This is a genomic window from Micromonospora endophytica, assembly GCF_003236305.1.
Taxonomy (GTDB): Bacteria; Actinomycetota; Actinomycetes; order Mycobacteriales; family Micromonosporaceae; genus Micromonospora; species Micromonospora endophytica.
The window spans coordinates 1-3,487 of sequence record NZ_POTX01000392.1 but is presented as its reverse complement, the minus strand read 5'-3'; the positions used below and the strand labels follow the sequence as shown (position 1 = coordinate 3,487).

3 protein-coding genes are annotated in these 3,487 nt (G+C 70.7%); all 3 read right to left on the bottom strand.

Annotated elements, in window-relative coordinates; genetic code table 11:
• Nucleotides 1–189: 189 nt before the first annotated feature.
• The 3 genes from C1I93_RS29575 to deoC are packed head-to-tail and all read right to left on the bottom strand — an operon-like array spanning nucleotide 190 to nucleotide 3,429.
• The gene (locus tag C1I93_RS29575; RefSeq protein ID WP_111246541.1) at nucleotides 190–1,014 is read right to left on the bottom strand and encodes an aldehyde dehydrogenase family protein; all 825 of its coding nucleotides are present in this window, start codon (nucleotides 1,012–1,014) and stop codon (nucleotides 190–192) included.
• Nucleotides 1,007–2,464 (bottom strand): aldehyde dehydrogenase family protein, encoded by a 1,458-nt coding sequence (locus C1I93_RS29570; RefSeq protein ID WP_111246540.1) that lies wholly within the window; start codon nucleotides 2,462–2,464, stop codon nucleotides 1,007–1,009. Before C1I93_RS29570 ends, C1I93_RS29575 begins: the two co-directional genes overlap by 8 nt.
• A 5-nt stretch (nucleotides 2,465–2,469) precedes the next feature.
• Entirely contained in the window at nucleotides 2,470–3,429 is a 960-nt protein-coding gene (deoC, locus tag C1I93_RS29565) for a deoxyribose-phosphate aldolase (RefSeq protein ID WP_111246539.1), read from the bottom strand.
• Between the last annotated feature and the right edge of the window lie 58 nt (nucleotides 3,430–3,487).

The following is a 3,487-nucleotide window of genomic DNA, read 5'->3' as shown; positions in this document are numbered from 1 at the left end:
GGGATAGTGCGGCCTCCCACCCCACCTGAGCCAGCAACATCCGAGAAGTTGCCCGGATCTTGAAGCCGCAACCGAAGCACGGACCGCGCCCGCGTCAGGTTTTCCGGGGGAGCCCGCCCGCGCAGGGATCAAGCCTGACCGCCCGGAGCGGGTGGGCTCCCCCGGAAAACCCGCACGGCGCGAACCGGCTCACACCCCCTTCGGGTGCCACACCGTCTTGGTCTCCAGCAGGGTCGTCATCCGGCCCAGTCCCGGATCGGCGTACCAGTCGTGGTCGGCAGGCACCGGCCGGAGCACCCGCTTGAGGTTCTCCGCCGCCTTGACCTCCAGGTCGGCAGCCAGCTCAGGATCGGTCACCCCGGTCAGGTCGATGGCGTTGACGTCCATGTGCGCGGCCAACGTCGGCACCGTCTCCGCCAGCCGGCCGGTGAGGATGTTGACCACCCCGCCCGGCAGGTCGGAGGTGGCCAGCACCTCGGCCAGGGTCACCGCGGCCAGCGGCGCGGCCGGTGAGGCGGCCACCACCACGGTGTTGCCGGTGACGATGGCCGGGGCGATCACACTGACCAGGCCGAGCAGCGCGGGTTCCGCCGGAGCCACCACCGCCACCACGCCGGTCGGCTCCGGCGCGGAGAGGTTGAAGTACGGCCCGGCGACCGGGTTGGCGCCGCCGTAGACCTGCGGCAGCTTGTCGGCCCAGCCCGCGTACCAGACCCAGCGGTCCGTGGCGGCGTCGATCTCGTCGCCGGGCACGCCCAGCGCGACGAACTGCTCGCGGCGGCCCTCAAGCATCTCGGCCACCCGGTAGAGGATCTGACCCCTGTTGTACGCGGTCGCCCCGGCCCAGCCCTTGCCGGCGGCGCGGGCGGCCACCACCGCGTCCCGCGCGTCCTTGCGGGAGGCCAGCGACACGTTGGAGTCCTGCACGAGATACGACCGTCCCGACTCGCTACGCGGGAACTTCCCGCCGATGAAGAGCTTGTACGTCTTGCGTACCGTGACCCGCTCAGACATTGAGGTACGCCTCCAGCCCGTGCCGGCCGCCCTCGCGACCGTAGCCCGACTCCTTGTAGCCGCCGAACGGCGACGTCGGGTCGAACTTGTTGAACGTGTTGGCCCAGACCACTCCGGCACGCAGCCGGTCGGCCACCCAGAGGATCCGGGAACCCTTCTCGGTCCAGATCCCGGCGGAGAGCCCGTACGGCGTGTTGTTGGCCTTCTCCACGGCCTCGGCCGGGGTGCGGAAGGTCAGCACGGACAGCACCGGGCCGAAGATCTCCTCGCGGGCGATCCGGTGCGCCTGGGTGACCCCGGTGAAGATGGTCGGGGCGAACCAGAAGCCACGCTCGGGCAGCTCGCACGGCGGCGACCAGCGCTGCGCCCCCTCGGCGGCGCCGGCCTCGGTCAGTTCGTGGATCCGGGCGAGCTGGGCGGCGGAGTTGATGGCACCGATGTCGGTGTTCTTGTCCAGCGGGTCGCCGACCCGGAGCTGGGCCATCCGGCGCTTGAGCGACTCCAGCACCGTCTCGGCGACGGACTCCTGGACCAGCAGCCGGGAGCCGGCGCAGCAGACGTGCCCCTGGTTGAAGAAGATGCCGTTGACGATGCCCTCGACCGCCTGGTCGACCGGGGCGTCGTCGAAGACGATGTTGGCGGCCTTGCCGCCGAGTTCCAGGGTGAGCTTCTTGCGGGTGCCGGCGACCGCGCGGGCGATGGCCCGGCCCACGTCGGTGGAGCCGGTGAAGGCCACCTTGTCCACGCCGTCGTGTTCGACCAGGGCCCGGCCGGTCTCCCCGGCCCCGGTGACGATGTTGACCACACCGGCCGGCAGGTCGGCCTGCTGGCAGATCTCGGCGAAGAGCAGCGCGGTGAGCGGGGTGGTCTCGGCCGGCTTCAGCACCACCGTGTTGCCGGCAGCCAGCGCCGGGGCGATCTTCCAGGCCAGCATCAGCAGCGGGAAGTTCCACGGGATGACCTGCGCGGCCACCCCGAGAGGCTGAGGATCCGCACCGCTGTGCTGGCTCGTCGGCCTCCGGCCGAACCCGGCGTGCTCCAGCTTGTCGGCCCAGCCGGCGTAGTAGAAGAAGTGCGCGGCGACCAGCGGCAGGTCGACGTCGCGCGACTCCTTGATCGGTTTGCCGTTGTCCAGCGACTCCAGCACGGCCAGCTCGCGGGAGCGTTCCTGGATGATCCGCGCGATCCGGTACAGGTACTTCGCCCGGTCCCGGCCCGGCATCGGACCCCAGACCTTGTCGTACGCCTTCCGCGCGGCGCGGACCGCGCGGTCCACGTCCTGACTGCCGCCCTCGGCGACCTCGGCGAGCACCTCCTCGGAGGAGGGATTGATCGACTTGAAGCTGCCGCCGTCGGCCGGGTCGACGAAGGCGCCGTCGATGAACAGGCCGTAGGACGGTTTGATGTCCACCACCGAGCGCGACTCGGGGGCGGGTGCGTATTCGAACATCGCGTTCAGTCCAGGGTGAAGTAGTCGGGGCCGGCGTAGACGCCGGTCGTCAGCTTGGTGCGCTGCATCAGCAGGTCGTTGAGGAGGCTGGAGGCGCCGAAGCGGAACCAGTCCGGGTCCAGCCAGTCCGGCCCGACGGTCTCGTTGACCATGACCAGGTACTTGATGGCGTCCTTGGTGGTCTTGATGCCGCCGGCCGGCTTCACGCCGACCTGCCGGCCGGTGGCGACCCGGAAGTCACGCACCGCCTCCAACATCACCAGGGTCACCGGCAGGGTGGCCGCGACCGGGACCTTGCCGGTGGAGGTCTTGATGAAGTCGCCGCCGGCAAGCATGGCCAGCCAGGAGGCACGCCGCACGTTGTCGTACGTGGCCAGCTCACCTGTCTCCAGGATCACCTTGAGGTGCGCGTCCCCACAGGCTTGCTTGGTGGCGACGATCTCGTCGTACACCTCGCGGTAGCGGCCGGCCAGGAACGCGCCCCGGTTGATCACCATGTCGACCTCGTCGGCGCCCGCCTCGACGGCGGCCCGGGTGTCGGCGAGCTTGATCGCAAGCGGCGCCTGACCGGACGGGAACGAGGTCGCCACGCTGGCCAGATGCACGGCAGACCCGCGCAGCACCTCGGCCACGTACGGGACCATCGCGGGGTAGACGCAGACCGCGCCGACGTGCGGGCAGGACGGGTCGGCCGGGTCGGGGCGCAGCGCCTTGGCGGCGAGCGCGCGTACCTTGCCGGGGGTGTCCGCGCCTTCCAGCGTGGTGAGGTCGACCATTCGGATCGCGAGGTCGATCGCCTGTGCCTTGGCGGTGGTCTTGATGGAGCGGGTGCCGAGTTGGGCTGCCCGCTGCTCCGCGCCGACCTGGTCCACGCCCGGTAGGCCGTGCAGGAAGGTCCGCAGAGCGGTCTCGGATCGTCCCAGCTCGGAAAGGTCCGACCGGGCCGACGTCGCTGTCGCCGTCATGGCGGGAAGTCTACGCAGGCTGGCGACGCGCGACCTTGATCATGGCGCCGGGTGGGCG

Excerpts from the sequence above, each read along its gene's own strand:
- C1I93_RS29575 (WP_111246541.1), bottom strand. The coding sequence starts at position 1,014 with ATGTCTGAGCGGGTCACGGTACGCAAGACGTACAAGCTCTTCATCGGC.
- C1I93_RS29570 (WP_111246540.1), bottom strand. The coding sequence starts at position 2,464 with ATGTTCGAATACGCACCCGCCCCCGAGTCGCGCTCGGTGGTGGACATC.
- deoC (WP_111246539.1), bottom strand. The coding sequence starts at position 3,429 with ATGACGGCGACAGCGACGTCGGCCCGGTCGGACCTTTCCGAGCTGGGA.